Genomic DNA, 8207 nt, shown 5'->3' with positions numbered 1-8207 from the left:
CCCGCGAGAGCGGAGTAAAACTGATGAAAAAATGGATTGCTGCGTTATTTATAGCTGCTAGCGCAGGTGCTGCCTGCGCAGATGGCCTAGAAAGCTTGGAGAATTTCGTTAAGACGGTGAAGTCGGGCCGCGCTGATTTCACCCAGGTGGTCACCTCGCCACCCAAGGAAGGGCAGGCGGTGCGCGTCAAAACGTCGACCGGTAGCTTTGAATTCCAGCGGCCCAGCAAATTCAAATTTCTGTACAAAAAACCTTTCGAGCAAAGCATCGTCGCCGACGGCCAAACCCTGTGGCTGTATGACGTGGACCTGAACCAGGTCACCGCGCGCAAACAGTCTGCGGTGCTGGGCTCCACGCCTGCCGCGCTGATTGCCGCCGCGCCCGACCTCAAAGCCCTGCAGGCTGATTTCACGCTGCAAGCCGCGCCCGACAAGGACGGCCTGCAATGGGTGTCCGCCACGCCCAAGGCCAAAGATGGCCAATTGCAAACTGTGCGTGTGGGCTTCAAGGTCGATGGCAAGGCCACCGAACTGGCCGCGCTGGAGATTCTGGACAGTTTCGGCCAGCGCTCGGTGATGACTTTTGCCAAGGTGGAGGTGAATCCGACATTGGCCGCCGACAGCTTCCAGTTCAAGCCGCCTGCGGGCGCGGATGTGGTGAAGCAATAAGCTTTTGAAGCTTATTCGGCCGCTACCGCTTTGGGATCAAGCGGTGGTAGCTATGGAATGCATAGCAATTGAGCGCTATGGCGTGGCCGGGATCGTCTTCATCACCGCCTTTTGCACCCGCTCGTGGCTGATCTTGACGTTGTCTGCCGCCACCGGCGACAGGATGGCAAACGGCTTTTCGCGGGTGTCGCGTAGCACGTAGATGCCCAGGGGCAGGCCTTGCGCATTGGCCACGCTAACGACCAGTGGGGTGTTGACGGCCGCCCCTTTTTTGACGCTCACAGCTTTTTCGCCGTTGGCCAGCATCACGTAAGTGCCGGGCGGGTAGAAGCCGATGGCCGTGGTCATGGCCTTGCCGACGCGGGCATCTTCGTCCAGCGCACCCACGATGTTGGATTTGGCCGCGCCTAGCGCCGACAGGCCGGGCCGGGTCGAGCGGTGGGCCATTTTGCCGATCAACACATCGGCCAGGTGCAGGACGCGGCGGCATTCCCGGTTGCGCTCCAGCCCCTTGGTTTCATCCCGGTCGTGGTGCAGCCGCACGATATCCAGCAGGTCTTCATTGACCACCCCAAAGCCGCGCAAGATGGCTTCGCTGAGCGCCGGATGGTCCTGGATGAGCTGCTTTTGCTCGGCATCGGGCGGGGTCGCTTGGGTGGCCAGTGTGTCTTGCAATTTGGCCATGCTGGTGTTCATGGTCAGGGCGGCTTGCACCAGGATGGGGCGAACATAGTCGTCCAGTGCCAGCTTGCGGGCCGTCAGCTCGCACACCACGGCGCACAGCAGCGCGTGGGTGGCACAGTAGCCCAGGGTTTTGTCGGGCAGCGCCTGGAAAAGGCTGAACAGGCTGTCGTCCGCGTCTTTGTCCAGCAGCTCCATGGCGCGTTTTTGCACGCCGCCAAGCCGGCCCAGCGGGTTTCTGGCCGCCGCACCGCTTTGCAACACGGTGCCCCAGACCGCTTGTACATCGGTCCAGCCGCCCGTGATGTCTTCACCCACGGTGTAGTCCAGTTCCAGAATGTCTTCTGGCATGGTGGCACTGGCAATTTCCTGGATGCTGGCCCCCGCACGCAGCAGGCCGTAGATTAGCCGGTCGTAGCTGCTGACCCAGGCTTTGTAGTCGGGTTCGGTGGCGCAGGCACCATGGGCATCCAGGTGTTCGCGGTGGTGTTCCGACAGAATCGACTGCCCTTTGCGCAGCAGCAGGTTGCCTTTGGCATCCCACACATTGACGGGCAAAGGGCGCAAGATCTCGATGCGGGACAAAGGGACAGGAACATAAATCATGGTGCGTGGAGGATAAGGGATAGCCCGTCGGTTTTTGGCCCCCCGCGCAGGCGCGTGGGAGAATCAGACTCCACTTTGTTGCACCCCCATGACCCGTACCGCTTTGTCCACCGATGCCCCTTTGGCCGAGCGCTTGCGCCCCAAAAACCTGGGCGAGGTTATCGGCCAGCAGCATCTGCTGGGCGAGGGGATGGCGTTGCGCATTGCGTTTGAATCCGGCCAGCCGCACAGCTGCATTCTGTGGGGCCCGCCGGGCACCGGCAAGACCACCATTGCCCGGCTGATGGCCGATGCGTTTGACGCGCGCTTCATCACCATCAGCGCGGTGCTGGGCGGCGTGAAGGACATCCGTGACGCGGTGGAGCAGGCGCTGATTTCCCAGGCCCAGGGCCGCCGCACGATCGTGTTTGTGGACGAAGTGCACCGCTTCAACAAGAGCCAGCAAGACGCGTTTTTGCCGCATGTGGAAAGCGGGCTGTTCACCTTTGTCGGGGCTACCACCGAGAACCCGTCGTTCGAGGTCAACTCGGCGCTGTTGTCGCGTGCGGCGGTGTACGTGCTGCAGCCACTCACCCCCGCAGATTTAGAGCAAATAGTGCTCCATGCGCAGGCTATATCTGCGGTGCCAGCTATTGAAAAAATAGCAGTTGACCGCTTGGTGGCCTACGCCGATGGCGATGCCCGGCGGCTGCTGAACACGCTGGAAACCCTGGCCGTGGCCGCCACGCAGGAGAAGCAGGTCGAGATTACCGATGCCTGGCTGCTCAAGGTGCTGGGCGAGCGCATGCGCCGCTACGACAAGGGCGGCGAGCAGTTTTACGACACCATCAGCGCGCTGCACAAATCGGTGCGCGGCTCCGACCCGGACGCGGCGCTGTACTGGTTTGTGCGCATGCTCGACGGCGGGGCCGACCCGCGTTACATGGCCCGCCGCCTGGTCCGCATGGCCAGCGAAGACATCGGCTTGGCCGACCCCCGGGCCTTGCGCCTGGCGCTGGATGCCGCGGATGTGTACGAGCGCCTGGGGAGCCCCGAGGGCGAGCTGGCGCTGGCCGAATGCGTGATCTACCTGGCCGTGGCGGCCAAGTCCAACGCCGTCTATAAGGCCTTTAACGAGGTCAAAGCCTTCATCAAAAAAGACGGTACCCGTCCCGTGCCCATGCATTTGCGCAACGCCCCCACCAAGCTGATGAAAGAGCTGGATTACGGCAAGGGCTACCGCTATGCGCACGACGAAGAGGGCGGTTTTGCGGCGGGTGAGCAGTATCTGCCCGACGGCATGGCCGCCGCCAGTTTTTACCGGCCGGTGGAGCGGGGTCTGGAAATCCGCATCGCCGAAAAGCTGCGCACGCTGCAGCGGCTGAACTCGGCCGAAGGTAAAGCTTCCTGAGACACGGTGCGCGCGACAAGCCGTTGCACGCCGGGGCGCAACACACTACCTAAACCTATAGGTTTTGCAAGCGGTATGTCCGATAAGTTGGGCGCGTTAATGTATTTGCATCATCAGATCAACTAATACTTTTGCAAAGCCGCTAATCCATGTGATTTCAAGGGTAAACACGCCCTAAGCCCTTTGTTTTGGCCCGTTTCGTGCTGGATACAATTCGCCACAGAACCCGCACCAAGTTGGACACGACTTGCGCGGCACCCGAAAGCCAGGCGTTTGCCCTGCTTTCGGGTGCCGCGCAAGTCCATCGAAGTTGGCGGGTTTTTTGTTAAGTTGCGGGGCCCACAAGGCCGTCGGCCATCCTGGATGGTTGGCACCAGCAGCCTGTGGATGCACAACACACACGGAGAATTATTTATGGATATCTTGCTACAGCAGATCATCAACGGTCTGGTGCTGGGCAGCATGTATGCCTTGGTAGCCCTGGGCTACACGATGGTGTACGGCATCATTAACTTGATCAACTTTGCACACGGCGAGGTGCTGATGGTCGGCGCGCTGACCAGTTGGACCATCATCGGGCTCATGCAAGACTCCATGCCCGGCATCCCCGGCTGGCTGATGCTGCTGATCTCGTTGGTGATTGCCTGCATCGTCTCGGCCACACTCAACTTCGTGATTGAAAAAGTCGCCTACCGGCCGCTGCGCAACAGCCCCAAACTGGCCCCCTTGATCACCGCCATCGGCATGTCCATCCTGCTGCAAACCCTGGCCATGATCATCTGGAAACCCAACTACAAACCCTATCCCACGCTGTTGCCTGCCCAACCATACAACATCGGCGGCGCCGTCATCACCCCCACGCAGATCTTGATCCTGGCCCTTACCGCCGTGTCCCTGGCGGTGCTGATGTGGTTGGTGAATTACACCAAGCTGGGTCGCGCCATGCGGGCCACGGCAGAGAACCCCCGCGTGGCCGCCCTGATGGGTGTCAAGCCCGACATGGTGATTTCGGCCACCTTCATCATCGGCGCGGTGCTGGCCGCCATCGCCGGTGTCATGTACGCATCCAACTACGGCACAGTGCAGCACACCATGGGCTTCTTGCCCGGCCTGAAAGCTTTTACGGCAGCCGTGTTTGGCGGCATCGGCAACCTCGCCGGTGCGGTGGTCGGCGGTATTTTGCTGGGCCTGATCGAATCCATCGGCGCGGGCTACATCGGCCAGTTGACCGGTGGCGTGTTGGGTAGCAACTACTCCGACATCTTTGCCTTCATCGTGCTGATCATTGTGCTCACGCTGCGCCCCTCGGGCCTGCTGGGTGAACGTGTGGCCGACCGGGCCTGATGGGAGCACCACTATGAAACTGAACAAAACAAACCTGATCGTCTGTGCCGTTGCGGCGCTGATCCTGCCGCTGATTTTGCAAAACTTTGGCAACGCCTGGGTGCGCATTGCCGACATGGCGCTGATCTACGTGATGTTGGCCCTGGGCCTGAACGTAGTGGTCGGCTTTGCCGGTCTGCTCGATCTGGGCTACGTGGCCTTCTTTGCCGTGGGTGCTTACACCTACGGCCTGCTGGCTTCGCCCCAGTTGACCGACTCCTTCCCCGCCATTGCCGCCATGTTCCCAGAGGGCTTGCATATGCCGCTGTGGATGATTCTGCCGGTCGGGGCGGCCATTGCGGGCTTCTTTGGCATGCTGCTGGGCGCACCCACGCTCAAACTGCGCGGTGACTACCTGGCCATCGTGACCCTGGGTTTTGGTGAAATTATCCGGGTGTTTTTGAATAACCTGGACCACCCCATCAACATCACCAACGGTCCCAAAGGCCTGAACCAGATCGACTCGCTGAAGTTTTTCGGCCTTGACCTGGGCAAGACCCTGCACATCGGCAGTTACGAGATTCCTTCGGTCAGCCTGTACTACTACCTGTTCCTGGTGCTGGTGGTGATCAGCATCGTGATTTGCCACCGCATGGAGCTGTCGCGTGTCGGCCGCGCCTGGATGGCCATCCGCGAAGACGAAATCGCCGCGAAGGCCATGGGCATCAACACCCGAAACATGAAGCTGCTGGCCTTCGGCACGGGTGCCACGTTTGGTGGCGTGTCGGGCACGCTGTTTGCCGCGTTCCAGGGCTTTGTGTCGCCCGAGTCCTTCAGCCTGATGGAGTCGGTGATGATTGTTGCCATGGTGGTGCTGGGCGGTATTGGCCACTTGCCTGGCGTGATTTTGGGTGCGGTGCTGCTGTCGGCTCTGCCCGAAGTGCTGCGCTACCTGGCGGGTCCGTTGCAGGCCATGACCGGCGGACGGCTGGACTCGGCCATCCTGCGCCAGTTGCTGATTGCTCTGGCCATGATCGCCATCATGCTGTCGCGTCCACGGGGTCTCTGGCCCTCGCCCGACCACGGCAAATCGCTCAAGGCCAAGTAAGGAACACCCATGACAGACAGCAAAAAATCCGAAGTGATCCTGCAAGTTGCGGGCATTTCCAAGCGTTTCGGCGGCCTGCAAGCCCTGAGCGACGTGGGTATCACCATCCAGCGCGGCCAGGTTTACGGCCTGATCGGCCCCAACGGTGCCGGAAAAACCACGTTCTTCAACGTGATCACCGGCCTATACACCCCCGACAGCGGTACCTTCCAACTGGCAGGTAAACCCTACTCGCCCACCGCGGTGCACGAAGTGGCCAAGGCCGGCATTGCCCGCACTTTCCAGAACATCCGTTTGTTCGCCGAAATGACCGCCCTGGAAAACGTCATGGTGGGCCGCCATATCCGCACCCATACCGGGTTGCTGGGCGCGATCTTCCGTACCAAGGGTTTCAAAACCGAAGAGCTGGCGATTGCCAAGCGCGCCCAGGAACTGCTGGACTACGTCGGTATCGGCCAACTGGCCGACTACAAGGCCCGCACCCTGAGCTACGGTGACCAGCGCCGCCTGGAAATCGCCCGCGCCCTGGCCACCGATCCGCAACTGATCGCCCTGGACGAGCCCGCTGCGGGCATGAACATGACCGAAAAAGTCATGCTGCGCGAGCTGATCAACAAGATCCGCAACGACAACCGCACCATTTTGCTCATCGAGCACGATGTCAAACTGATGATGGGCCTGTGCGACCGCCTGACCGTTCTCGACTACGGCAAGCAAATTGCCGAAGGTACCCCTGCCGAAGTGCAGAAAAATGAAAAAGTGATCGAGGCCTACCTAGGCACGGGAGGACATTGAGATGGCGACAACTTCTATGAAACAACCCGGCGAAGTGCTGCTCAAAGTCAGCGGTCTGAAGGTATCCTACGGCGGCATCCAGGCCGTCAAGGGCGTGGACTTTGAAGTCCGCGAAGGCGAACTGGTCAGCCTGATCGGCTCCAACGGTGCGGGCAAAACCACCACCATGAAGGCCATCACCGGCACGCTGCCGTTTGTGGGTGGCGACATCCACTACCTGGGCAAGAGCATCAAAGGCAAAGGCGCGTGGGATCTGGTCAAAGACGGCCTGGCCATGGTGCCCGAAGGCCGCGGCGTGTTCACCCGCATGACCATCACCGAAAACCTGCAAATGGGCGCGTACATCCGCGACGACAAGGCGGCGATTCTGGAAGACATCGAAAAGATGTTCACCATCTTCCCGCGCCTGCGCGAACGCAAGGACCAGTTGGCCGGCACCATGTCCGGTGGCGAACAGCAGATGCTGGCCATGGGCCGCGCGCTGATGAGCCGCCCCAAGGTGCTGCTGCTGGACGAGCCCTCCATGGGCCTGTCGCCCATCATGGTGGACAAGATCTTTGAAGTGGTCAAAGACGTGTACGCCCAGGGCGTGACCGTGCTGCTGGTCGAGCAAAACGCCAGCCGCGCGCTGGGTATTGCCGACCGTGGCTACGTGATGGAGTCCGGCATCGTTACCATGAGCGGTGATGCCAAGACCATGCTGAACGACCCCAAGGTCCGCGCTGCATACCTCGGCGAGTAAGCCCTAACCCACCTTCTCCTGCGGCGCGGGAGAAGGTGGGCGATTGATAGAAAATCAGCCTCCGCCGCACATTCCACCTACACTAGGTGCTATGGATACTGTAGTAACTTCCGCTGCCGACACCCCCGGCAGCTTCCGCTTCCTCCACGCCGCCGATCTGCACATCGACAGCCCGCTGCGTGGCCTGAGCCGCTATGCCGGGGCCCCGGTGGAGCGCCTGCGCAACGCCACCCGCCGGGCGTTGGAAAACCTGGTTGATCTGGCGCTGGCCGAAGGCGTGCACTTCGTCTTGCTGGCCGGTGATCTGTACGACCGCGACTGGCCCGACTTCCACACCGGTTTGTTCTTTCGCGCCCAAATGGTGCGCCTGGGCCGCGCCGACATTGCGGTGTACATCGTGCAGGGCAACCACGACGCCCAGGGCACCATCACCCGCGAGCTGGTGCTGCCCGACAACGTCAAAATCTTCTCTAGCCGCAAGGCCGAAACCGTGCAGATTGACGCGCTGGGTGTCGCCATCCACGGCCACAGCTTTCCGCAGCGCGAGGTGCCTGAAGACCTGGTGCCGCATTACCCCGTCGCCGTGCCGGGTCTGTTCAATATCGGCCTGCTGCACACCAGCCTGACCGGGGCCAGCGGCCACGACACCTACGCCCCCACCAACATTGCCACGCTCAAAACCCGTGGCTATGACTACTGGGCGCTGGGCCATGTGCATACCCGGGCGGTGGAGTGCGAGTCGCCCCGCGTCGTCTTCCCCGGCAATTTGCAGGGCCGCCACGCCAATGAAACCGGCCCCAAGGGCTGTGAACTCGTCACCGTGACTGGCGGGCAGATGGAGGCCCGCTTCATGCCGCTCGACGTGGTGCGCTGGCAGCAAATCACCGTGCCGCT

Annotated in this window: 8 protein-coding genes; 7 read left to right on the top strand and 1 reads right to left on the bottom strand. The window is 61.3% G+C overall.

All coding sequences use genetic code 11. The features are described 5' to 3' along the window. Positions 1-23 precede the first annotated feature (23 nt). The gene (gene lolA, locus ABI213_RS04730) at positions 24-668 is read left to right on the top strand and encodes an outer membrane lipoprotein chaperone LolA (protein ID WP_348026257.1); all 645 of its coding nucleotides are present in this window, start codon (positions 24-26) and stop codon (positions 666-668) included. Positions 669-743: 75 nt separating this feature from the next. On the opposite strand, the gene ABI213_RS04725 is transcribed toward lolA, so the two are convergent. After that, positions 744-1955 (bottom strand): hypothetical protein, encoded by a 1212-nt coding sequence (locus ABI213_RS04725; protein ID WP_348008158.1) that lies wholly within the window; start codon positions 1953-1955, stop codon positions 744-746. Between the two features lie 88 nt (positions 1956-2043). Here ABI213_RS04725 and ABI213_RS04720 point away from each other — a divergent pair, with 88 nt between their 5' ends. From ABI213_RS04720 to ABI213_RS04695, 6 genes are all read left to right on the top strand, one after another. Then, entirely contained in the window at positions 2044-3345 is a 1302-nt protein-coding gene (locus tag ABI213_RS04720) for a replication-associated recombination protein A (RefSeq protein WP_348008157.1), read from the top strand. A 414-nt stretch (positions 3346-3759) separates the two neighbouring features. Next, positions 3760-4689 (top strand): branched-chain amino acid ABC transporter permease, encoded by a 930-nt coding sequence (locus ABI213_RS04715; protein ID WP_348008156.1) that lies wholly within the window; start codon positions 3760-3762, stop codon positions 4687-4689. 13 nt (positions 4690-4702) lie between these two features. Continuing rightward, positions 4703-5776, top strand: a complete 1074-nt coding sequence (locus ABI213_RS04710; protein ID WP_348008155.1) for an ABC transporter ATP-binding protein — start codon at positions 4703-4705, stop codon at positions 5774-5776. 9 nt (positions 5777-5785) lie between these two features. Further along, positions 5786-6571: an ABC transporter ATP-binding protein gene (locus ABI213_RS04705; RefSeq protein ID WP_348008154.1), complete on the top strand. Its 786-nt coding sequence runs from the start codon at positions 5786-5788 to the stop codon at positions 6569-6571. Between the two features lies 1 nt (position 6572). After that, entirely contained in the window at positions 6573-7313 is a 741-nt protein-coding gene (locus ABI213_RS04700; protein WP_348008153.1) for an ABC transporter ATP-binding protein, read from the top strand. A gap of 91 nt (positions 7314-7404) precedes the next feature. Next, a partial coding sequence (locus ABI213_RS04695) for a DNA repair exonuclease (RefSeq protein ID WP_348026255.1) occupies positions 7405-8207 on the top strand: 803 nt, incomplete at its 3' end.

Source organism: Rhodoferax sp. (assembly GCF_039922535.1).
Classification (GTDB): domain Bacteria; phylum Pseudomonadota; class Gammaproteobacteria; order Burkholderiales; family Burkholderiaceae_C; genus Rhodoferax_B.
This window is presented reverse-complemented; position numbering and strand designations above follow the sequence as displayed.